General features: G+C 32.0%; 23 protein-coding genes and 2 tRNA genes. 3 read left to right on the top strand and 22 right to left on the bottom strand.

The features are described from left to right. Positions 1-179 precede the first annotated feature (179 nt). The 18 genes from ACP7BT_RS11965 to ACP7BT_RS11880 form a co-directional block, all read right to left on the bottom strand. Positions 180-253, bottom strand: a tRNA-Gly gene (locus ACP7BT_RS11965). A 25-nt stretch (positions 254-278) separates the two neighbouring features. Next, positions 279-361: transfer RNA gene (locus ACP7BT_RS11960), tRNA-Leu, on the bottom strand. Between the two features lie 373 nt (positions 362-734). Then, on the bottom strand, positions 735-1184 hold the full coding sequence (locus tag ACP7BT_RS11955; RefSeq protein ID WP_041080770.1) for a SprT family protein: 450 nt from the start codon (positions 1182-1184) through the stop codon (positions 735-737). Continuing rightward, positions 1177-3327 carry a Tex family protein gene (locus ACP7BT_RS11950; RefSeq protein WP_041080772.1) on the bottom strand — a complete coding sequence of 717 codons (2151 nt, stop codon included), beginning with the start codon at positions 3325-3327 and terminating at the stop codon, positions 1177-1179. Before ACP7BT_RS11950 ends, ACP7BT_RS11955 begins: the two co-directional genes overlap by 8 nt. Before the next feature lie 148 nt (positions 3328-3475). Next, positions 3476-4246: an RNA polymerase sigma factor SigB gene (sigB, locus tag ACP7BT_RS11945; protein ID WP_041080773.1), complete on the bottom strand. Its 771-nt coding sequence runs from the start codon at positions 4244-4246 to the stop codon at positions 3476-3478. Further along, positions 4221-4703: an anti-sigma B factor RsbW gene (rsbW, locus tag ACP7BT_RS11940; RefSeq protein ID WP_002482755.1), complete on the bottom strand. Its 483-nt coding sequence runs from the start codon at positions 4701-4703 to the stop codon at positions 4221-4223. The genes sigB and rsbW overlap by 26 nt, the downstream gene beginning before the upstream one ends. A gap of 1 nt (position 4704) precedes the next feature. Next, a complete protein-coding gene (locus tag ACP7BT_RS11935; protein ID WP_011302705.1) occupies positions 4705-5031 on the bottom strand; it encodes an anti-sigma factor antagonist in 327 nt (108 codons plus the stop codon). A 78-nt stretch (positions 5032-5109) separates the two neighbouring features. Then, complete coding sequence (locus ACP7BT_RS11930; protein WP_228481299.1) at positions 5110-6153, bottom strand: SpoIIE family protein phosphatase; 1044 nt, start codon at positions 6151-6153, stop codon at positions 5110-5112. Positions 6154-6447: 294 nt separating this feature from the next. Beyond that, positions 6448-6810, bottom strand: a complete 363-nt coding sequence (locus ACP7BT_RS11925) for a type II toxin-antitoxin system PemK/MazF family toxin (RefSeq protein WP_041080775.1) — start codon at positions 6808-6810, stop codon at positions 6448-6450. Further along, on the bottom strand, positions 6807-6977 hold the full coding sequence (mazE, locus tag ACP7BT_RS11920) for a type II toxin-antitoxin system antitoxin MazE (protein WP_037538046.1): 171 nt from the start codon (positions 6975-6977) through the stop codon (positions 6807-6809). Before mazE ends, ACP7BT_RS11925 begins: the two co-directional genes overlap by 4 nt. Positions 6978-7064: 87 nt before the next feature. Further along, on the bottom strand, positions 7065-8213 hold the full coding sequence (gene alr, locus ACP7BT_RS11915) for an alanine racemase (RefSeq protein WP_041080776.1): 1149 nt from the start codon (positions 8211-8213) through the stop codon (positions 7065-7067). A gap of 115 nt (positions 8214-8328) precedes the next feature. Beyond that, the gene (gene acpS, locus ACP7BT_RS11910) at positions 8329-8679 is read right to left on the bottom strand and encodes a holo-ACP synthase (protein WP_002482750.1); all 351 of its coding nucleotides are present in this window, start codon (positions 8677-8679) and stop codon (positions 8329-8331) included. A gap of 63 nt (positions 8680-8742) precedes the next feature. Then, entirely contained in the window at positions 8743-9243 is a 501-nt protein-coding gene (locus ACP7BT_RS11905) for a PH domain-containing protein (protein WP_041080777.1), read from the bottom strand. Beyond that, complete coding sequence (locus tag ACP7BT_RS11900) at positions 9236-10774, bottom strand: PH domain-containing protein (protein ID WP_041080778.1); 1539 nt, start codon at positions 10772-10774, stop codon at positions 9236-9238. The genes ACP7BT_RS11905 and ACP7BT_RS11900 overlap by 8 nt, the downstream gene beginning before the upstream one ends. Then, the gene (locus tag ACP7BT_RS11895; RefSeq protein ID WP_002482747.1) at positions 10767-11246 is read right to left on the bottom strand and encodes a PH domain-containing protein; all 480 of its coding nucleotides are present in this window, start codon (positions 11244-11246) and stop codon (positions 10767-10769) included. The genes ACP7BT_RS11900 and ACP7BT_RS11895 overlap by 8 nt, the downstream gene beginning before the upstream one ends. A 201-nt stretch (positions 11247-11447) precedes the next feature. Further along, complete coding sequence (cshA, locus tag ACP7BT_RS11890; protein WP_011302697.1) at positions 11448-12968, bottom strand: degradosome RNA helicase CshA; 1521 nt, start codon at positions 12966-12968, stop codon at positions 11448-11450. A gap of 625 nt (positions 12969-13593) precedes the next feature. Further along, a complete protein-coding gene (locus ACP7BT_RS11885; protein WP_002482745.1) occupies positions 13594-14949 on the bottom strand; it encodes a UDP-N-acetylmuramoyl-tripeptide--D-alanyl-D-alanine ligase in 1356 nt (451 codons plus the stop codon). A gap of 12 nt (positions 14950-14961) precedes the next feature. After that, positions 14962-16032 (bottom strand): D-alanine--D-alanine ligase, encoded by a 1071-nt coding sequence (locus ACP7BT_RS11880; protein ID WP_002482744.1) that lies wholly within the window; start codon positions 16030-16032, stop codon positions 14962-14964. Positions 16033-16280: 248 nt separating this feature from the next. Between ACP7BT_RS11880 and ACP7BT_RS11875 the strand changes: the two genes are divergently transcribed. After that, a complete protein-coding gene (locus ACP7BT_RS11875) occupies positions 16281-17474 on the top strand; it encodes an FtsW/RodA/SpoVE family cell cycle protein (RefSeq protein WP_041080781.1) in 1194 nt (397 codons plus the stop codon). A gap of 303 nt (positions 17475-17777) precedes the next feature. Here ACP7BT_RS11875 and ACP7BT_RS11870 read toward each other — a convergent pair whose 3' ends face one another. The 3 genes from ACP7BT_RS11870 to csoR form a co-directional block, all read right to left on the bottom strand. Beyond that, positions 17778-17918: an Lmo0850 family protein gene (locus tag ACP7BT_RS11870; protein WP_002482742.1), complete on the bottom strand. Its 141-nt coding sequence runs from the start codon at positions 17916-17918 to the stop codon at positions 17778-17780. 210 nt (positions 17919-18128) lie between these two features. Continuing rightward, positions 18129-18335 (bottom strand): putative copper chaperone CsoZ, encoded by a 207-nt coding sequence (gene csoZ, locus ACP7BT_RS11865; protein ID WP_002482741.1) that lies wholly within the window; start codon positions 18333-18335, stop codon positions 18129-18131. Positions 18336-18349: 14 nt separating this feature from the next. Then, on the bottom strand, positions 18350-18643 hold the full coding sequence (gene csoR, locus ACP7BT_RS11860) for a copper-sensing transcriptional repressor CsoR (RefSeq protein ID WP_002482740.1): 294 nt from the start codon (positions 18641-18643) through the stop codon (positions 18350-18352). A 142-nt stretch (positions 18644-18785) separates the two neighbouring features. On the opposite strand from csoR, the gene cls reads away from it, so the two are divergent. Beyond that, complete coding sequence (gene cls / locus ACP7BT_RS11855) at positions 18786-20270, top strand: cardiolipin synthase (RefSeq protein WP_011302692.1); 1485 nt, start codon at positions 18786-18788, stop codon at positions 20268-20270. 53 nt (positions 20271-20323) lie between these two features. Next, entirely contained in the window at positions 20324-21013 is a 690-nt protein-coding gene (locus tag ACP7BT_RS11850) for an HD domain-containing protein (RefSeq protein ID WP_080773304.1), read from the top strand. Between the two features lie 81 nt (positions 21014-21094). On the opposite strand, the gene yidC is transcribed toward ACP7BT_RS11850, so the two are convergent. Further along, on the bottom strand, positions 21095-21964 hold the full coding sequence (gene yidC / locus ACP7BT_RS11845; protein ID WP_002482737.1) for a membrane protein insertase YidC: 870 nt from the start codon (positions 21962-21964) through the stop codon (positions 21095-21097). Between the last annotated feature and the right edge of the window lie 57 nt (positions 21965-22021).

Genomic DNA, 22021 nt, shown 5'->3' with positions numbered 1-22021 from the left:
AGCGTTCATCCTGAGCCAGGATCAAACTCTCCATAAATGAATTATGATGTTTGATTAGCTCATAAAATACTAATTTGTGTTATCTCTAACACTTGTTTTGAACCAACAATTTAATGTTGTGTTCGGAATTAACGTTGACATATTGCAATTCAGTTTTCAATGTTCATTTAAATTTCTATTGGAGCGGGTGATGGGAATCGAACCCACAACATCAGCTTGGAAGGCTGAGGTTTTGCCATTAAACTACACCCGCATATTTATTCATTAAAGGTATTTGATGCGGCCGAGAGGATTTGAACCTCCACGGGAATACTCCCACTAGGCCCTCAACCTAGCGCGTCTGCCGTTCCGCCACGGCCGCTTAGCCAAACGGTCAATTTGTTTCTCGTTCATTAAGTAACAAATAACATTGTAATATATTCTTAATTATTTGTCAACAACTTTTTAAATTGTATTTAACAAAATTAATGTTTCCTTAACCAAAGTTGCTATTAATTTCGCAACGTTTATTATCATATAATATATTTCGCTCATCGTCAATGAATAAACAAAACTAAAAAGAGTAAATTAACAAGATTAATTAATTAAACTCTCTAATTTGGTGAAAGTACACACAAAATACTCTATTTTTCCCTTAATCATTGCTAAAAATCTTCCATAAAATACATTCTATATATAAATAATGAACGCCTTTCGACTAAATTATCGATAGGCGTTCATTATTTATAAGTATATTAGTTGTTTAATTCTTTCAGTTTTCCATTACATTTTCCACAAACCATTTTATTTGTATCGACTTTTCTTATTCTTGGAAATCTAGACGCACATTTTTGACATTGATATATATAATTAACTCGATCTTCATATTTTTCAATTGCAGAACAAAATCTAGGTGCACCTGTTTGTTGGCACAGACGTTTAAAATCTTTGTCTTTATGTTTGTATCCTTTCTTCTGTAAGTGCAAATGATAATGACATAATTCGTGCTTAATAATATCAATGATAGCTGATTCACCAAACTTAGCAAATTGCTTTTCATTCACTTCTATATTGTGTGAACTTAATAAATAGCGACCACCAGTCGTTCTTAAACGCTTATTGAAATATGCTTTATGTTTAAATGGCATTTTAAAATACTTTAACGAGATTGTCTCTGTTAATTTTTGTAATGCACTGTTATCCATTTGGATCAATCATTGTTAATGATACTTTACCTTTTTTATCATCAATATCTAATATCCATACATCTACAATATCACCAACACTTACAATATCCATTGGGTTTTTAACAAACTTCTTAGCAAGCTTTGATATGTGTACGAGTCCATCTTGTTTTACCCCAATATCTACAAATGCACCAAAATCAACCACGTTCCTTACAGTCCCACTAAGTTTCATGTTTTTAGTTAAGTCTTCAATAGATAGTACATCAGATTTTAAAATAGGAGTTTCGAATTCATCTCTTGGATCTCTATTAGGTGCAATCAATGAGTTAATAATATCTTCAAGTGTCGGTTGACCAATATTTAACTTTTCTGCCATTGCTACAATATCAATTTTGTTCAAGGCAAGTTTAAGTTTTTCCGTTCCTAAATCATGTGTAGTCATTTCAATTTCAGTTAATAATTGATTTGCTACATTATAACTTTCTGGATGAATCGAAGTATTGTCTAAGGGTTCTTTACCACCTACGATTCTCATAAATCCAATACTTTGTTCAAATGTTTTCGCACCTAATCTTTTAACTTTAGCAATTTCTTTATTATGCGTTATAGCACCATTCTCTTCTCTATAATCTATAATATTTTGTGCAATTGTGGGTGTTAAACCTGATACATATTGTAGTAATGAACGTGAAGCAGTATTCACATCAACCCCCACTTGGTTAACCGCAGTTTCAACAACAAATGACAATGCACCTTCTAATGACTTTTGGTTAACATCATGTTGATATTGACCAACGCCGATAGATTTTGGATCTATTTTCACTAATTCACTCAATGGATCTTGTACTCTTCTACCTATCGAAACAGCACTACGCTCCTCAACTTGAAAATCTGGGAATTCATTTCTTGCCACTTCCGATGCAGAGTATACAGATGCCCCCGCTTCATTAACAATGATAAATTGAACGTTTAATTGGTGTTCTTGTATCATTGAAGCAACAAATTGTTCAGTTTCACGGCTCGCTGTACCATTACCGATAGCTATTAATTCGACATCATATGTTTTAACGAAGTCCACAAATATTTTTTCAGCATCTTCTTTTTTATTTACTGGAGGATGAGGATACATGACTCCTTTAGCTACAAATGTACCAAATGGATTAATGACTGCAAGTTTACAACCTGTTCTAAAAGCGGGATCAACACCAAGTATTTGCTTTCCTTTCATAGGTGGTTGTAATAACAAGTTTCTCAAATTTTCACTAAATACATCGATTGCATGATTTTCAGCTTTTTCAGTTAAATCACTTCTTATTTCTCTTTCGATCGATGGCATGATTAATCTTTTCAAACTATCTTTAATAGCATCTATAATGACATAGGTACCATTATGTTCAGATGATATTTCTTTGCTTCTAATAAAATTTTCTATCCCTTGTATATCCATTTCTATTTTAACTGATAAAACCTTTTCTTTTTCACCACGATTAACTGCAAGCACTCGATGATTGGCGATTTTTTTAATCGGTTCGGTATAATCATAATACATAGAAAAAATTTCTTTCTCATCTTCTGCATGCTTTTTCTTTTGCGTTATAATATTGCCCTGTTGAAATGTATCTTTAAGTATTTTACTTCTATATATAGGTTTATCTGAAACAATTTCTGCAATGATATCTTGAGCGCCTTTGATTGCATCTTCTACACTTGTGACTTCATCGTTAATAAATTGTTGTGCTTTCGTTTCAACAGATGTGTCTATATTTGTTTGTTGTAACCATTGCGCAAATGGCTCTAATCCTTTTCGTTTTGCCTCAGTTGCTCTTGTTTTCTTTTTCTGTTTGAACGGTCTGTATAAATCTTCTACTCTTTGTAATTTTGTTTGTTTTAAAATATCACTTTTCAAATCCGAAGTTAATAAGCCTTGTTCTTCGATATTATTAATAACTTCTTCTTTTCTCTTCTGTAGATTTACCATATATTGATATTCATCATCAATTTGTTTAATTTCTACTTCATCCAAACCACCTGTTTGCTCTTTTCTATAACGAGCTATAAAGGGTACTGTATTTTTATCTTCTAATAAAGATAAAACAGCATTAATTTGCTTGGTTGTGAAGCTATATTTATCTCTGATTGATTGAATTAAATTACTATCCATGAAATCCTCCGCTTATCATTATGTAATATTATTTTGTTAATAAATACATTTTAACATATCTGTATTACATGACTCTCTCAGAATCATCAATACAATTAAAAAAGCAGATTCCATAAAATTCGAAATCTGCCTTGTCTATATATTCAATTTATTTATTTGCTGCTTCCTGTAATTTCTTAATCGCTGTTCTCTGCAATCTTGATACATGCATTTGACTTAAGCCAATTCGTTCTCCTGTTTCTTTTTGGCTTAAACCTTCAATAAAAGTACAATGAATAATTTGTCTTTCTCGTTCTGAAAGTATTGGAAGTATTTTTTCCAATATCATCCTTTTTTCTGTTAAATCATAATTATCATCTTGTTGACCCATGATATCTAGTAAAGTTACAGTCGAACCGTCTTTATCTGCTTCAATAGAATGATCTACGCTCAACGCATTGTAGCTTTGACCCATTTCCATTGCTTCAAGCACATCTTCTTCATTCACTTCTAATCGATCTGCAATTTCAGTAATAGAAGGTGAACGTTCGAGTTCATTTGTTAATTCATCTGTAACTTTCTTAATTCGTGGTCCAATTTCTTTGATTCTTCTAGGTACATGAACACTCCATGTTTTATCACGCAAATAGCGTTTAATCTCACCAATCACAGTTGGTACTAAAAAGGCTTCAAACTTTCTATCAAAGGACAAGTCAAATCGATTGATTGCACCGATTAAACCAACCATACCGACCTGAACGAGGTCTTCGTGATGAGATTGACCTTTAGAATATTTATATGCCAAGGATTCGATTAACTTTCTATAATGTCTTACAAGTTGATCTTGTGCATCTGTATTTTCATTGTTTTGATGCTGCATAATCCATTGGTTTATTTGTTCAGGTGATACATCATTAACTGATTTCGACTCTCTCGCCATTATTTCGCACCTGCTCTTTTTTAATATACTTTATCATACTGATTGTCACACCTGATTGTTTATCAACTGTAACCTCATCCATTAAAGATTCAATTAAAAACAGACCCAAACCGCCTTCTCTAAGGAAGTCTATGTTTTCATTTTCTTTATATGGTCCTAATTTTGCTTTTGTTTCTTCATAATCGAAACTATCACCTTGATCAGAAATAATAATTTTAATTTTATCATCGAAGATTTCGAAGCAAAGATTAATCATCCCCACTTGATTGTAATCATCTTTATAAGCGTGTTTCACTGCATTAGTCACTGCTTCGCTGACAGCAATTTTAGCATCTTCTATATCATCATATGACGCACCTGCTCTTGAAAATACACCTGATAATGTCAAACGAATTAAACTTACATATTCTGCGGATGCTGGTAAACGCATTTCTATATAATCTTGTTTAAATTGCATGTTATTCGACCTCCGTTCCTTCATTAACATGCATCAAATCTTTTAATCCAGTTATATCAAAAAGACGACTTATTCGATCTGAAACACCTAATATATATAATTCTTTATCGTTTTGGTTTAATGCTTTTAATGTACCTACAAATAAACCTAATCCTGTTGAATCCATGTAACTCACATTTTCTAAATTCACATAGATATCGTGTGTTCCCTCTTGTCTCATTGGAACTAAGACTTCTTCTAATTCAGGAACTGTATATACATCCAGTTCACCGCCAACTTTCACCTCATAATGTGAATCATGAGTTACAGTCTCAATATTAAGCTTCATAACATTACACTCCTAATTATAGTCTCATTAATAACTTTTATACCCTTAAATTTAAATTTTAAATCTAAACACTAAAAACTAATTTACTCTTTTAATGATTAATATCGTTAAATCATCTCTTTTATCTGGGTTTTGTATTTTTAATATGGCTTCATATAATAATTGCACAATATCTTGAGGGTGCATATGTTTATATTTATGAATCATATCTAATAAATGTTGTTTGTCTAAAAAGTCGCCCGCTTCATTTCTGACTTCAGTTACGCCATCTGTAAAAATAATAACTAAATCATCTAAATAAATAGGTATTTCTTGTTGCTTATAACGTGTTTGTTGACTCACACCAAGTACTCTTCCTCGAACTCCCATTTCCTCAAATGTTTCTGTTTCAGCTCGATAAATATAACCTGGTTCATGGCCTGCAGAACTACAATATAATAAATGATTTAATTCTTCATATAAGCCATAAAACATTGTTACGAACATATTTTGATTCACATTTTTTTCAACAACTCGGTTCAGTCGTTTTAAACCATCACTTGGTAATTGTGAATGACCATATGAATCCATTCCAAATTTAATCATACTCATAGCTAATGCAGCTGGGATACCTTTGCCAATGACATCCGCAACAGCGAAACTCATCGTGCCATCTTTATGATCAATTAAGTTAAAATAATCACCGCTTACTTTTTGCGCTGCAACTGAAATGACACCGATTTGTATACTATCAAATTGAGGTATATCTGTTTTTAACATGGTTTGCTGCAGACGTGAAGCTAAATCTATTTCTTTATCGTGATACTGTAATCTGTCCACTAATTGTTTATAGTCTCTATAACTATAACCAAACCCTTTAACAATTTCTTTTAACACATTAAAGGTTTTCAAAATTTGTGCTTCACTTAAATTTTGACCTTTTATATAATCTTTATGTATTTGAACGATATCTTCGGGCAAAATATCTTTTTTTATAACTTCTTCAGTAAAACCTTCACACTTCTTTATTAAATCGCTTGTATCAATCGTGTGTAAGCTTTCATCAATTAGCGCTTTATATTGATTTTTGAATTCTTTCACGCAGTAACTCCTCCTCAAAATGCAAATATAAATCGCATACATTGAATGCAACATATTCAAATGTTCTGTATGTATGTCAATCGCTCCATTGAATAAAACAACTTTAATTGTTAAATATTCATGCATCTTTTATTAAATGTACTTTAGATACTTAAAAAAGCTTTAGGAAACCCTAAAGCTTTTAAATTAGACATCTTATTCAAAGGTCACAACCATTTATTAAAAGCAATCTTGGTTAAAATTGATTAATTCATTAATAAATGATTATTGCATGTTATAGAGAATCAATGTCTATAATTCACTATTTTATTAACTTATTAGGTAAACCTTTGAAAATCAGGATTTGTGACTCCTAATATTATGTAATCCTAAACTAATATCAATGGCATTATTAACTTCTTTCATTTTTTTATCAGAAAGATAAGTTAATTTTTCTTTCAGCCTATTTTTATCTAAAGTTCTAATCTGCTCTAGCAATATAACAGAATCTTTATCTAATTTATATTTACTTTTTTCTATTTCTACATGTGTAGGTATTTTAGCTTTATTTATCCTACCAGTAATTGCGGCTACAATTACGGTAGGACTATATTTATTACCAGTATCATTTTGTATAATTACGACAGGTCTTATTCCCCCTTGTTCAGACCCCTGGACTGGTGATAAATCAGCTAAATAAACGTCACCACGTCTCATCATTCATTATTATTCTTGGAGCTAATATATACTTCGTTGCAATCACAAGCTTCACATTCAAACGGAAATGCTTCTGCTGCGAGGGAGAGGTTCAAATCAGCCATTTGAGAATAGCCTTCTTTTAAAAGTTGTTCTATACTATGAATTCTACTTTGGTTGAAACTTGCCATGAATAAAGACCTCCATGTAACTAAAATATAAATCTTCGAGATTGGTTGTTAGATACATGATAACAAATTTTACAAACAGTGACTATACTATTTTAGTAATTCATTGCGAATTTCTAGGTCTTTCGAACTATGGTAAACACGTGGTAGTCTTCTACTCAAGCGACATAACACTTCATAATTTATGGTTTGTTGCTGATGCGCCAGCGCTTCGGCTGATTGTGGGGTATCGCTGTGATGATCCATTATGATTACTTTATCCCCAACTTGAATCTCATCAGGAATTTTAATAATTGTTTGATCCATGCACACTTTTCCTATGACTTCACATTGTTTGCCATTCACATTCACTGAGAAACCTTTCATCATTCTAGGATAACCATCCGCATAACCTACTGGAATGACACCAATTTTAGTTATTTCGTCAGCCGTATATACACTACCATAACTGACTGATTCACCTGCATGAAGTAATTTCGTCTGTACAATTTCACTTATCCACTGTGCACTTGGTTTTAAATGCACTTTCACATTTGATTTAACATAAGCGGATGGATAATAGCCATATAGGGAAATACCTACTCTAACTGCGTTACAAAATTGTGTGTCTTTCATCAAAGCACCAGCAGAATTTTGTGAATGTATATAATCTGGTTTATCGGCTTGTCCAACGATTTCTTCAAACATTGTTTGTTGGCGGTTCATTGAGTCGCCAGGTTCATCTGCACATGCGAAATGCGTAAATACACCTTCAAATATTAAATGGCTATGGCCATTAATAAGCTCTATGACTTCTTTGTATTCTTCTGCTGTCTTCATACCTAATCTACCCATACCCGTGTCTAATTTTACGTGTATCCATAAATCTTTTTCATTTGATTCTGGAATTTCTTTCACGACTTCTACTAGCCATGATTTTGATGGTACAGTGATTGCAACACGGTGTTGAATCGCTTTATTAATATGCTCCGTTGGAATAACGCCTAAAACTAAAATCTTAGCATCAATGCCATGCATACGTAATTCAATCGCTTCATCCAAAGTTGCTACAGCAAAAAACTCAGCACCATTATCCATGAGCTGTCTTGCTACCTTAATACTTCCAAGGCCATAACCATTTGCTTTCACTACTGGCATAACCGTCTTATTTGGATGTAATTTTTGAAAGACTTGAAAATTTGCAACGATTGCATTTAAATCTACATTGACGTAAGTCGATCTATAATACTTATCAGACATAAAGCACGTACCTCCTATATCAGTTCATAACCTGTGTAATAAATATATTATCTTAATTTTATAACAATACAGATAATATATCCAAATTTAATAAACTGAAATCACCTAAATTAATTTAAACCTCTAAAATAACCTGACTCATTGCATAGTGTTCTGTATGCGAAATACTCACATGTACTTTGTACCCCTCATAATGTATGCAAGGCTTACCATCTTCATCATTAACACAATCAATATCCGTGAAAGATACTGTTTTTCCTAAACCACTACCTAAAGCTTTACTAAACGCTTCTTTCGTTGCAAATCGACCAGCTAAAAATTCCATTTTTCGTTGTTCATTATTAAATTGATTAAACTTATGTTGTTCATTTATTGTTAAAATGCGATCAACCAGTTTCGATTGACGTTTATAAAGATTCTTTATTCTACTTATTTCAATTAAATCGACACCTATACCGTGTATCATTTCCGTCTCCTACCTCCCATATAACGTCTTTATACTAACGCTATCTTGTTATATGGCTTTCGTTTAATGATTTGTGTTTTCTATAGCACTATCTTGATTCACTTGTTTTATAGTTTGTTTTAACTGAGCGGCTACCTCTTTATTGACCAGTTTAATTTCAGTATTTCCTCCAGCTGTAGACAATGTTAAACTTGCTAACTGATATTTTCTCATTAAAATACCTTCGTGTGTATCAACATTTTGTATTCTGAATAAAGGCATCTTCACAACTTTTACAAACCACAAACCATTTCTAACCGTTATCGTGTGATCTTCTAGATTATATTTAAATATTTTATAACGATATTTGGGTACAATAACCAATTCGACAATAATATACATCAATATGATTACTGCACCGATAATTAAAATCCATTTCATTGTTTCTTGTGCAAACCACTCGAGCCACAAATGATTTACTAAATAAAACGCTACTAATAAAACACATAATATCACAGTAACAATTGACGCTGCTATGCGCATGACTGTTTTACCAGATGCGTGCATATACTGATAATTACTCATTTTGTTCACCTCTCAAACACCATGATTGTAAGGATTTAACTCGTTGATATGCATTGAATTTCAACCCAATATGTTCATTACCAGCAGCTTTTGCAATAATAAAATTAAAATTACCTAAGTCACTATTAATTAAAAATGGGGTACGTCGTACTTCTAGTCCTAATATTTTATCTTGTTTGAAATAAGTATTTTTAAATCCAAATAAAGTGACATTACGTACTACAAGTTCATCTTCAACTAATTTCATACCAGAAAATTTAGTCACAAGGTAACTACGCACAATAAAAATTAATATAATAACTCCTGCAATTAAAAAGGCCCATGCCGCCCAAAAATAATTAATTACCGCAGCTACCATGATAAGTAACAAAGCTTGTTTCCAAAAATGGCGATGAAAACCTCTCCACGGCATACCTACTGTTGCTTTTTCAAACGTCATATTCGGCATTAAAGTTTTAATAATTTCAAATGCTTTTTTACGCTTAATGAAAGGAAGTATCATCACATTGCCATCTAAGGATACGTCATCTTTATCCATATCATTCATATCACTTGTTATTACAAAATGAATGGATGTATACCCAAACAATTTTCTAAGAAATGATTGCTTTTCAACGACAGCCTGTACCCTATCTGTGGGAACGGTAATATTTTTAACATTAAATAGTCCATACTTAATATTTAATTGATTACCATGCTTCGTCACCGTGTAATTAAAGTTGCGTACAATAACAATTAATGTCCCGATGATATAACTCGCAATGGCAATGGTCGCAACCATCATTAAGACAATGACAAAAATTGCTTGTGAAATTTGTGAGAACTCATCAGTTATCCAATCCCATGGAATAACTTCTGACAATCCCCCAATTATCGGAGAAAGTGCAGCGAAGGCAACACCAATGGCTCCACTCGTTAATGCCATAAATAACAATTCTTTAAAATTCAATTTATATAAAAACTTAACTTCATCTTTAGCATTTGTTTCATTTGTCGTTACATTGATATCATCGTTCGTCAATTCTGAATCATCGATCTCTTGTGTAGATACAGGATCTACTGCTTGTGCTTTGCTAGTAGATAGTTCATGTTGCTTTTCCTTTAAAGTTTGTTGTATCCATTCGCTCTGTTTTTTAGAAACAGTATCCAAATCAATTCCATCACTTGGGGTTTTAATCTGTAATTTAACACCGCCAACGATTTGATTTATGATGCCTTGCGTTGTATCAAGTGTTTGGATACGTCGTATATTGAGCTCTTTTCTTTCTTTGGTAAAAATACCTGTAGCAAGTACAAAGTGGTCATTTTCAATCCAATATCTTGTGTTATATACTTTTAAAACCTGAGTTATGAATGAAAAAAGAAATAATATGGTTACAATACCTGGGAAAATATAAGCATAAATATTAGTGAAATCAAAATCACGAATATTAAACACTAGAAAAATAATGATTAAAACGATATTTTGTTTGATTGCTTCGATCACACCCGTTATATATGAAATTGGATGTAATTTTTGAGGACTATACATCATAATCAGCTCCTCTCAAATAATCAAGACTTATCGCTTCAAATGTTTCTGCATCTTTAATGCTAAGTAATGGGAATGTTACATGATGACCAGCAGTCACTAATGATGCTTTAGCTAAACCTAACCTTTTCAGTATTGGATTATATTTACGTTCTATATATTGCATACGTTCTAATTTTACGAATTTTTGTGATTTGAAGAAAAAATCATATTTAACTTCTATATCATTTTCACCAATTCGATAATATGTATAATGGTACTTAATCCAAGGTCCAAATGCAGCATAAACTATATCTATTAAGATAAGAAAAATGAATATATAAATTAAAAAGTGCCACCAATTAAAATGGCTCCATAAGAATATTAATACCATCATAACGATCAAATGCACTATAAATTCTAGTCCTTCTGTTAAATAATAATATTTTATAGCTTCTTTTGGACTTTTTTTAAAGAGCTGGTCGTTTATCATAAATACACTCCTTCATTAAGATTTCCCCCATTATAACACAGGGTATAGTGCGCATTCATCCTCACTTCAAAATATGTATCAACACAATTAAAATATTAAAGTATTTTATTCTTTCATTCCCATCTAAACTCCATTTAACATAAAAAATCACCCCAAATAAATGGAGTGATTAAACCTAAATTTCATATATGATAAATCGTTTTATTTTTTATGGTCTGCAAACGTGCGACCTTTCATTGATTTCTTGTTATTGTTTCTGTCAGAAGAAGGTCTATCATTTTTCTTCTTATTGTTGAATCCGCCTTTACCTGAACGACGGTTCTTGTTATCAAACTTGCCGCCACCACGTTTATGGTTACCGCCACGTTTTGGTCCACCTTTACCTTGACGACCTTTACCGCGAGATAATGGTTTTTCAAATGTTAATTGAACATCAACTTCGTCGTTTGATTCGACTAGCTCTTGTAATAATGACGCGATTAAATCCACATCATTATATTCACCAAGTAACTCTGTAGCAATACGTTGTAATCTTGGTTCATTGTCTCTTGACATCCAGTTTTGTACTTTACCTTTAATATCGTTTTCACGTGCTTTTAACACTTCTTTACGATGAGGCGGTCTTAAAGCTGTCATTTGGCGTTTGTTTGCTTGTTCAATTTGACGAATATAATCCATCTCAATTGGATTTACAAATGTGATTGCAACACCTTTTTTACCAGCACGACCAGTACGACCAATTCTGTGCGTATAACTTTCAGTATCTTGAGGGATATCAAAGTTGTATACGTGACTTACACCTGAAATATCAAGTCCTCTTGCCGCAACATCTGTTGCAACTAAAATATCTAATTGATCATTTTTGAATTTTTTCAATACTTCTAAACGTTTAGCTTGAGTGATATCACCATGTAATCCTTCAGCTTTGTATCCTTTTGAGATTAACGCGCTTGTTAATTCATCAACACGACGTTTTGTACGTCCGAATACGATAGCTAATTCTGGTTGGTGTACATCTAAGAAACTTGTAAAAGTATCAAATTTCTCTAATTCTTTTACGATAGTATAATATTCTTCAATTTGTGGATCTGACATTTCATTATTCATCGTTTTAACGATAACTGGTGATTTCATGAATTGTTGAACCAATGTTTGAATTGCTTTAGGCATAGTAGCTGAGAACAACATTGTTTGACGTTGTTCAGCTGGAATTTTGTCCATGATGAATTTCATATCATCAATGAATCCCATATTCATCATTTCATCCGCTTCATCTAAGATAAGCGTATGAATATCATTCGTTTTTAATGTACGACGGTTTAAATGGTCAATTACACGACCTGGTGTACCTACTACGATTTGTGGACCTTTTTTAAGTGCTTTAATTTGACGGTCGATTGGCATACCACCAAATACAGTAACAACTTGAATATTTTGTCCTTTAGCGAATGCTTTTAATGATTCAGCAACTTGCATTGCTAACTCTCTTGTTGGTGCAAGGATTAATGATTGTACACCTTCTTGGTCTGCCACTTTTTCAATTAATGGAATACCAAACGCACCTGTTTTACCTGTACCTGTTTGCGCTTGACCAAGAACATCTTTGCCTTCTAAGGCAAGAGGGATACTCTCTTTTTGAATAGGAGTGGCCTCATTGAACCCCATGGATTGTAGGGTTTCTGCCATCTTATCTGAGATCCCTAATTCTTTAAAATTTTGCAATATAATTCTCCTTTATTTATCTGTATTTCTATACATATATGTTCACTTAAGTTTCTTCAACTTCTTTATAGTACCACCTCAAGTGCATAATCGCAATAAACCAAATTAGAATAAATTGAGTGAATCTCTCGTAATCATCACGTTTTCTCAGCTTATAAACGCCGAAATACATAGGTTGTAAGCGTTTAATTTTATTTTTTCATATTACTTTTTACTTTCTGAAAAAAATTTGTTAATTTATTTATTCTGTTAATGATTAGATTATTCCAATTAATTATTATGACTTAAGCATTTTTATAAAATGATATTATGAAGTATGATTCATAAACCAAACTATTTTCCATACAAATCTTTTAGCCTATGCAAATTTTAAAGAAAATAATAATTAAGCATGACACTTTAATAAAATGAAATTTTTGATTCACCTTATCTTAGTAAAATAATAACTGATTAATATAAAAGCACTTAGTTTCATAAAATATCATTTTATATTTAAAACTGTCTACCGCATTATTCAGTTGATTTGGTCATTATCTCATATAATAAAGAACCCCAGACGATTGTACGTCCCGGGTTCTTTGAGCTCAATAATATATTGATTCCATATTTATGGTAGTTAATCGTTTTAAATTAACGCTTCTACCACTTCTTCTAATTTCATTCCTCTTGATCCTTTGACTAATACTTTGTCATTCGCTTGAACATAACCTTTTAATGAACGAATAAGGTCTGCTTTTTCTTTAAAAGCTTCAGACTTTTTAACGAAAGCTTTACCAGTATGACTAATGTGAGCCGCCTCATTACCAAACGTAAATAATGCGTCAATACCTTTGTCTTCAAAATATAGTCCTACAGCTTCATGCATGATTTGACTATCAGGACCTAATTCTAATACATCGCCAAGGACAATAATTTTTCTACCTTCCATGCCAGAAAGTGTGTCTATGGCCGCTTTCATACTCGTTGGACTTGCATTATAAGCATCATTAATGACAAGTATTTCATCTTTTGTATGATGTTGTTCCATTCTCATGCCAGTAAGCACGACATTTTTCAAATTATTGAAAATAGTTTGGTATGTTAAATTTAATCTCTTACCTACTGCAATAGCAATCGTAGCATTTTTCATATTATGTTCACCTAAGATAGGAAGTTCATAATGTTCATCATGATTAATTGTGAATGCAATACCATGATCTTTGATTGTTTCAATAGTACTTACCAGCGTATTATCAGAATTTTTACCAAAACTTACTAAATCAGCATTTTGTATTTCGTTAGCATACGGTTCTAGTAATGGTTCGTCACCGTCATAGATAAATAAGCCTCCTGGTTTTAAACCAAGTGTAATTTCTGATTTAGCTTTAGCAATACCTTCTCTTGACCCTAAATCTTGCATATGAGACTCACCAATATTAGTGATTATGGCAATATCGGGTTGAGCTAATTTAGATAATAATTCAATTTCGTGGAAACCTGACATGCCCATTTCAAGAATGGAAATTTCAGTATCAATATCTAATTGTAAAATAGTTAATGGCATACCTATTTCATTATTATAGTTTCCTTGCGTCTTTTTGACTTTGAATTGTGGTTTCAAGACGCTTTCAATCATATCTTTCGTTGTTGTTTTACCATTAGAACCAGTAACTGCAATGACTTGTGGATTAACAAATTCTAAATATGCTTTTGCTAAATGTTGTAAAGCTTCTAATGTGTCATCGACCCAAATAATAGGTCCATCAATATTTTCGTCTAACGGTTCACCTTTTTGATAAAATGCAGCACCTGCACCATCTTTAAGTGCTTGTGCTACATATTTATGACCATCTACATGTTCGCCTTTAAATGGAATAAATAAATTTTGATTGTGAATGTCACGTGAATCAATAGAAACACCTTTAATACCATGATCCATAAATTCATTTTCTATTTCACATGGAATCCATGTTTTAATTTGTTCTAACGTTACCTCTATCATAATTTATTCGCCTCAGTCAATTTTGTATTTATTTTGTTTTTTATCTTCATGTTTTTCTTTAGCTAACTCAATTAATTTCTTAATTAAATCAGAGTAACTCACACCCATATTTTCCCATAAGCTTGGGTACATGCTAAATGCAGTGAATCCAGGCATCGCATTAGTTTCATTTATAAAAATTTGATTATCGTCTGTTACAAAGAAGTCAGCTCGTAGTAACCCTGCACAGTCTGTTGCTTTAAAAGCTTCAACAGCCATATTTCTTAACGTCATTTGAACCTCTTCGTCTAAGTCAGCTGGAATATCTAATTTTATTTTTCCGTCTTTATATTTTGCCTTATAGTCATAGAAAGCTACTTCTTTGATAACTTCTCCAGGCCATGTCGTTTCTGGATAGTCATTTCCCAATACAGCAACTTCAATTTCACGCGCCTCAATACCCTGTTCGATAACTAACTTGCGGTCAAATTGGAAAGCTTCTTCTATACCGTTTTTAAGCTCTTCTTCATTATTACATTTACTAATACCTACACTAGATCCTAGGTTAGCTGGTTTTACAAATACTGGATATTCTAATTTATCATGTACTAATTTTAAGATGTTACCTTCATATTTGTGATACTCACTTCTTAAAAAGCTAACATAAGGTAATTGTGGTAAACCTCTATGCGCAAAGAGTTGCTTCATTACTAATTTGTCCATTGAACTTGAGGCAGCTAAAACGCCATTACCTACATACGGTATATCTAAAACTTCAAATAAACCTTGGATTGTGCCATCTTCACCATTAGGCCCATGTAATAATGGAAATACTGCACTATATGCATTTCCTGTACTTCCTTGACTTAATAATTTTGAAATTTCACCCGCTTCAACATCTATTAAGCGTAATGAGTCGATATCGTTGATCGTATCTACGATGTTTTCTTTCTTTTTCCAAGCACCATCATTAGTTATGTAAATAATGTCTATTTGATACCGTTCCTTATCAATTGCGTTCAAGACATTTTGTGCTGTTAATATTGAAACATCGTGTTCTGCACTTTTTCCTCCGTATACGATACATACATTTTCTTTAGCCATTTTTTAGCCTCCATATACAATTCTTAAACTACATCATATCACGATTTAATATTTTTTTGCATTTGTTAAGTGGTATAAAAAGCATTTATTTTTTGTTCTCTTTTATCATTCGTAAAGACATATCATAAAACTTCATATTTATAATTTTTTAAATCGACACCCTACTTCTAGCAAAATATGTTAAAGTTCGGTAAAATCTATATATAATACTAAAGATAGAGAAATCTAGCTGTTTAAAGGAGTAAGAAATGAGTACTTCACGTCAATTAAAAAACAATCATTGGATACGGCGGATTGACTGGGTTTTAATAGGCATCCTCGTATTATTAGCATTCGTAAGCGTCACGATTATCAATTCAGCTATGGGTGGCGGTCAATATAGCGCTAACTTTAGCATCAGACAAATTTTATATTATGTTTTGGGCGGTGCCATTGCATTACTCATTATGCTGGTTTCACCTAAAAAGCTCATGAAATATACATATTTATTATATTTTATCTTATGTATTGGACTGTTCATATTAATTATTATCCCTGAAACACCAATCACACCAATTATTAATGGTGCTAAAAGCTGGTATAAACTAGGGCCTATCAGTGTACAGCCTTCAGAATTTATGAAGATTGTGTTGATACTAGCACTCGCAAAATTGATTTCTAGACATAATCAATTCACGTTCAATAAATCATTAGAAACCGATTTTAAATTATTACTAAAAATTGTAGGTATTTCGATTGTACCTATGGGATTAATTTTATTACAAAATGACCTTGGTACTACACTAGTTATTTGCGCTATTATTGCTGGTGTCATGATTGTTAGTGGTATTTCATGGAAAATATTAGCACCGCTTTTTATTGCGGGTATCGTAATAGGTTCAACTTTAATATTGTCTATTATTTATAAACCTTCACTTATAGAAAACACATTGGGAATTAAAACATATCAACTAGGTAGAATTAATTCTTGGTTAGATCCTTATACGTACAGTAGTGGTGATGGTTACCATTTAACAGAATCCCTTAAAGCAATCGGTTCTGGTCAGCTATTTGGTAAAGGATTTAATCACGGTGAAGTATACATCCCAGAAAATCATACCGATTTTATTTTTTCAGTTATTGGTGAAGAATTTGGTTTTATTGGCTCAGTAATTCTAATATTAATTTTCTTAGCCTTTATATTCCATCTCGTACGCTTAGCAACTAAAATTGAATTACCTTTTAGTAAATTATTCATAATTGGATATGCTTCACTCATTTTATTCCACGTATTACAAAATATTGGAATGACTGTCCAATTACTACCTATCACTGGTATTCCACTACCATTTATTAGTTATGGCGGTAGTTCATTATGGAGTCTCATGTGTGGTATTGGTGTACTTTTATCTATTTACTATCATCAGCCCAAACAATACTCTGGTGATAAACAACAATTATGAACAACAGAATAATGTATGATGACCTGTCATACTAAAAAGCTGGGACATCGATGTCCCAGCTTTTTATATGTATACTATATCATTAAACAAATTAATCTATATCTTATGCGTTTTAAACATTTATAAAAGTTTATACTACACTTACACTAATATCTTACCCTTAAAAATTATTTCAATTTTTAAATGTGTATCATTATCTAATGTACCTTATACATTGGCTTTGACCTTTTTTCTAAACTATTATAAGGCAAAATAAAAAGTGACCAGAACAATGGGCTCTAATCACTTGATTGGGTAACTTGACTATTTCAATTCGTTAGCGGCTTTCACAGTCGTTGGTAAAGTGTGCATAACTTCTAATCTTGATTTGGTTTTCTTTATGTTTACCCCTAATGATGATAATAGTTTAACTACATTTTGAATTTTTTCGTTATCCTTACTCATATCATCACTCCTAATCTATTGCTTCTACTACATATTACCCTATTTAAATGTAAAATACCACATTATATTCAATTTTTTATTTTAATTCAAAAAAAACAGAGTTTTTAATGTGAAATTTCACTAATTATAAACTATCCTTTGTAATGTTATATATGAAGAATTAATTCATTACATTTTATATAGCCCTACAATATATACCCTTTAGATAGATTAATAAATTATTTTATAACCTAAATCGTACACTTCTTTTTCTAAATTATTCAAATTTGCAGGCGTTTCAAAATCTACAAAGATTGCGCCTTCTTCTATATCTATACTAACTTTAAACACACCATAAAGTTTCATTAGTCTTTCTTCAATTTGTAATTTTTGCTTCTCATTATAAAGTTCAGCAATATAAATAACTTTTGATTGCATATGTTTCACCTTACTTAATCCTTCATCAATTTTTGAAAAGTTACAAGTAGTTCTTCCATCGCTTCTTGTTCATGACCCTGTTCAACTTTATCCATAATACAACTTTTCATATGATGATCTAATAATTTAGTAGCGACACTATTTAATGCGGATCGCGTAGCTCTTATTTGTGTAAGCACATCGTCACAGTACACATCTTCCTCTACCATACGATTTATGGCTTTAACTTGACCTTCGATTCTATTAAGTCTTGATTTTAAATTTGCTTTTATTTCTTCTGAATGATGCGCTTTTTGTATTTCAGTCATTTCTCAAACGCCTCCTATTCTATACCCATCATATAATATACCCCTGTTAGGTATTAGTCAAGTGATAAAACATGTTCTCCATGTTACAATAGTGGAGACTTTTACATTATTTAATTACTGTGCTATTTGTTGGAGGTTTAATATGATAGATATCTTTTCAATTATGTTTAATCACACGAACGTCATCATTAATATTATATTAATTGGCGCGTTTATATTAAACCTAATCTTTGCTTTTACAATTATTTTTATGGAACGTAGATCTGCTGGTTCAATTTGGGCATGGCTACTAGTACTTGTGCTGATACCAATTTTAGGATTTATCATTTACTTATTCATTGGCAGACAAATTCAGCGAGACCATATATTTTCCTTAAATGATGAAGATAAAATTGGCATTGAAATGATTGTTAATGAGCAATTAGAAGCTTTAAAAAATGATGATTTTTCAAAAGGCAATCATCAAATTGTGAAATTTAAAGATATGGTACAAATGTTGTTATACAATAATGCTGCGTTCTTAACAACAGATAATGAAATTAGTATCTATACAGATGGCAAAGAAAAATTTGATGCACTGCTAAATGATATTAATAATGCAACAGACTATATTCATATCCAATATTATATATTTAGAAATGATAATCTCGGGAAAAAGATACTATCTGCACTTGAGCAGAAACTCGAAGAAGGCATTGAAGTGAAAATGCTATACGACGATATGGGGTCTAGGGGTTTATCTCTAAAACATTTTAAGAACTTTAGAAAAAAAGGTGGCCATGTTGAAGCATTTTTCCCTTCTAAATTGCCTTTAATTAATCTGAGAATGAATAATCGGAACCACCGTAAAATCGTGGTTATCGATGGTCATATTGGTTACGTAGGTGGATTCAATGTGGGTGATGAGTATTTAGGTCTTAAGAAAAAATTTGGTTACTGGAGAGACACACATCTAAGAATTGTTGGAGATGCTGTGAATGCCTTACAATTACGTTTTATGCTTGATTGGAATTCACAATCAACACGTGATCGCTTATCTTATGCTGAACGTTATTTCCCTGATGTTGATTCAGGTGGTACAACCGGTGTACAAATCGCTTCAAGTGGTCCCGATGAAACCTGGGAACAAATTAAATACGGTTATTTAAAAATGATTGCTTCAGCAAAAAAATCTATTTATATTCAATCGCCCTATTTCATACCTGATCAAGCATTTCTAGATGCTGTCAAAATAGCTGCACTGGGTGGTGTTGACGTAAATATTATGATTCCAAACAAGCCTGATCACCCTTTTGTTTATTGGGCGACTTATAATAATGTAGCTTCCCTTTTAGATGCAGGTGTCAATATCTTCCATTATAACAATGGCTTCCTACATTCTAAGACACTCGTTATAGATGATGAAGTAGCAAGTGTAGGTACAACTAATATGGATCATCGTAGTTTCACATTAAATTTTGAAATTAATGCATTTATCTATGATACATACATCTCAAAAGCATTAAGATCCGCTTTTGAAAGTGATTTACATGTATCTTATCAATTAACAAAAGAAATTTATGAACAAAGAAGTTTATGGATTAAATTTAAAGAAGGTATTTCACGACTATTGTCACCGATTTTATAAAAAATCAGGTCTAACGTAACAATTTCCCTACTGTTGCTTAGACCTTTTATTTTATGAATTTATTTAATATGACTAAACTGAGAGGTGTAGCTAATTTGAAAGAAACTGAAATACTAAACCGTGCATATAATCACATGTGTACATATCATAAAGATGACGCGACTGGCCATGATATTGCACATATTAATCGTGTATTGCGTTTAGCAACTTATATAGCTGAACAAGAACAATCGCAACACATGTTAACAATTCAACTAGCAAGTTTATTACATGACACTGTAGATAGTAAATTAACCAATCATGAAAAAGCGTTAACTAAGTTAAAAAGCTTTTTGAAAGACTTACAATTACCTAAAGAACAGCAACAACATATATTACATATAATTGAACATATAAGTTATAGACATGGTCAAAATAATGAAGTTTCATTAACACTTGAAGGACAAATTGTACGTGATGCAGATAGACTAGACGCAATAGGAGCGATTGGTATTGCACGCACTTTCCAATTTGCGGGTCATTTTAATGAACCCATGTGGGTTGAGCATTCAACAAAGCATATAACAGAGACGGATGACACACATTATGATCAATGGTCGCCATCAGCGATCAAACATTTTTATGAAAAGCTTTTGAAATTAAAGTCATTAATGCATACAGAAACAGCAAAACAATTAGCAGCGCAAAGACATCAATATATGGAAAATTTTATCAATCAATTTTTCGAAGAATGGTATTTTTAGATAAAACATTGTAATCATACAAAAAAGCACAACCTACTGAGTAAATTGTGCTTTTTTAGTTCTTAAAAATAGCTTAACTTATTATTTCTTTTTATTTTTCTTAGAAACAACTTGCGTATTTTTACCTTTACCTGATGCTTCAGCTTTATTTTTCTCCATAGCTTCAATCATCGGTGCAACTTCTCTTTGTGCAAGTTTAGAGTAGTACATATTCGCTACTTGCGTTTGTACAATCAAGAATGCCGCACTGACTGACCAATATAGACCTAATGCTGAAACAGATGAGAATGAAATCCACACAATCATAATTGGTGAAATGACCATCATCATGTAACCCATTTGACGTTGTTCTGCTGGCATACTCTTACTTGATACGTATGCTTGTAAGAAGTATAAGATACCTGCAATAATTGTAATCCAAATGTCTGGTTTCGCTAGGTTAAACCATAAGAAATAAGGATGTTCTGTAAATCCACCGCTTGATGGATATTTCAATACGAAGAATAGTCCCATAATGATTGGCATTTGAATAAGGATTGGTAAACATCCTAACATGCTCTTCATCGGATTCATATCGTATTTTTTATAAACTTCCATCATTTCTGAGTTTGCTGCCATTTTTTCTTCTTGTGTACGCGAACGCTTAACCTTCTCTTGAATTGCATCAATATCCGGTTTTGCAACTTTCATTTTTTCACGCATCATATGACTATTTTTATAGTTTGATAACATGAATGGTAACAATACGATACGTATTACTAACACAAGTACTACGATTGCTAAACCATAGTCATTATTAAAACTAGTTCCCAACCAATGTATTAAATTATCCATTGGCACATAAAACGTATTATAGAAGAAACCGTCTCTATTTTCAGGTTTAGAATAGTCACAGCCTGCTAAAAAGACCATTACACCTAATAATAAAGGTAGTAGTGCTTTCTTTTTCATTTTTCCACCTCTAATGATATATTCACATAGAATTTATTTTATCATACTCAAAGGGAA

Origin of the sequence: Staphylococcus sp. Y174-1 (assembly GCF_049897865.1) — a bacterium.
Lineage (GTDB): Bacteria > Bacillota > Bacilli > Staphylococcales > Staphylococcaceae > Staphylococcus > Staphylococcus saprophyticus.
Note: the sequence above shows the minus strand (reverse complement) of the source record. Positions and strands in the feature narration are given on the sequence as shown.

Bases quoted from the DNA above. Each gene is read 5' to 3' on its own strand.
- ACP7BT_RS11955 (WP_041080770.1), bottom strand. From the start codon at position 1,184: ATGGATAACAGTGCATTACAAAAATTAACAGAGACAATCTCGTTAAAG.
- ACP7BT_RS11950 (WP_041080772.1), bottom strand. From the start codon at position 3,327: ATGGATAGTAATTTAATTCAATCAATCAGAGATAAATATAGCTTCACA.
- sigB (WP_041080773.1), bottom strand. From the start codon at position 4,246: ATGGCGAGAGAGTCGAAATCAGTTAATGATGTATCACCTGAACAAATA.
- rsbW (WP_002482755.1), bottom strand. From the start codon at position 4,703: ATGCAATTTAAACAAGATTATATAGAAATGCGTTTACCAGCATCCGCA.
- ACP7BT_RS11935 (WP_011302705.1), bottom strand. From the start codon at position 5,031: ATGAAGCTTAATATTGAGACTGTAACTCATGATTCACATTATGAGGTG.
- ACP7BT_RS11930 (WP_228481299.1), bottom strand. From the start codon at position 6,153: ATGTATGCGATTTATATTTGCATTTTGAGGAGGAGTTACTGCGTGAAA.
- ACP7BT_RS11925 (WP_041080775.1), bottom strand. From the start codon at position 6,810: ATGATGAGACGTGGTGACGTTTATTTAGCTGATTTATCACCAGTCCAG.
- mazE (WP_037538046.1), bottom strand. From the start codon at position 6,977: ATGGCAAGTTTCAACCAAAGTAGAATTCATAGTATAGAACAACTTTTA.
- alr (WP_041080776.1), bottom strand. From the start codon at position 8,213: ATGTCTGATAAGTATTATAGATCGACTTACGTCAATGTAGATTTAAAT.
- acpS (WP_002482750.1), bottom strand. From the start codon at position 8,679: ATGATACACGGTATAGGTGTCGATTTAATTGAAATAAGTAGAATAAAG.
- ACP7BT_RS11905 (WP_041080777.1), bottom strand. From the start codon at position 9,243: ATGAGTAATTATCAGTATATGCACGCATCTGGTAAAACAGTCATGCGC.
- ACP7BT_RS11900 (WP_041080778.1), bottom strand. From the start codon at position 10,774: ATGTATAGTCCTCAAAAATTACATCCAATTTCATATATAACGGGTGTG.
- ACP7BT_RS11895 (WP_002482747.1), bottom strand. From the start codon at position 11,246: ATGATAAACGACCAGCTCTTTAAAAAAAGTCCAAAAGAAGCTATAAAA.
- ACP7BT_RS11885 (WP_002482745.1), bottom strand. From the start codon at position 14,949: ATGATAGAGGTAACGTTAGAACAAATTAAAACATGGATTCCATGTGAA.
- ACP7BT_RS11880 (WP_002482744.1), bottom strand. From the start codon at position 16,032: ATGGCTAAAGAAAATGTATGTATCGTATACGGAGGAAAAAGTGCAGAA.
- ACP7BT_RS11875 (WP_041080781.1), top strand. From the start codon at position 16,281: ATGAGTACTTCACGTCAATTAAAAAACAATCATTGGATACGGCGGATT.
- ACP7BT_RS11870 (WP_002482742.1), bottom strand. From the start codon at position 17,918: ATGAGTAAGGATAACGAAAAAATTCAAAATGTAGTTAAACTATTATCA.
- csoZ (WP_002482741.1), bottom strand. From the start codon at position 18,335: ATGCAATCAAAAGTTATTTATATTGCTGAACTTTATAATGAGAAGCAA.
- csoR (WP_002482740.1), bottom strand. From the start codon at position 18,643: ATGACTGAAATACAAAAAGCGCATCATTCAGAAGAAATAAAAGCAAAT.
- cls (WP_011302692.1), top strand. From the start codon at position 18,786: ATGATAGATATCTTTTCAATTATGTTTAATCACACGAACGTCATCATT.
- ACP7BT_RS11850 (WP_080773304.1), top strand. From the start codon at position 20,324: ATGAATTTATTTAATATGACTAAACTGAGAGGTGTAGCTAATTTGAAA.
- yidC (WP_002482737.1), bottom strand. From the start codon at position 21,964: ATGAAAAAGAAAGCACTACTACCTTTATTATTAGGTGTAATGGTCTTT.